This window comes from Thalassobacillus sp. CUG 92003, from assembly GCF_013618635.1.
Lineage (GTDB): Bacteria > Bacillota > Bacilli > Bacillales > Halobacillaceae > CUG-92003.
On record NZ_JABLSJ010000042.1, the window covers coordinates 1 to 344 of the forward strand.

The 344-nt window shown below is 53.8% G+C and carries 1 rRNA gene; it reads left to right on the top strand.

The window, feature by feature from the left end:
* Nucleotides 1–287, top strand: a 16S ribosomal RNA gene (locus tag HOP45_RS21140); the annotation flags it as partial.
* Nucleotides 288–344 lie beyond the last annotated feature (57 nt).

The following is a 344-nucleotide window of genomic DNA, read 5'->3' on the forward strand; positions in this document are numbered from 1 at the left end:
AGCGAAGCCGCGAGGTGTAGCAAATCCCATAAAACCATTCTCAGTTCGGATTGCAGGCTGCAACTCGCCTGCATGAAGCCGGAATCGCTAGTAATCGCGGATCAGCATGCCGCGGTGAATACGTTCCCGGGCCTTGTACACACCGCCCGTCACACCACGAGAGTTGGCAACACCCGAAGTCGGTGAGGTAACCTTTATGGAGCCAGCCGCCGAAGGTGGGGCCAATGATTGGGGTGAAGTCGTAACAAGGTAGCCGTATCGGAAGGTGCGGCTGGATCACCTCCTTTCTAAGGAATTAAAACGGAGACGTACTGGTGCTGGTTTGTTTAGTTTTGAAAGATCGA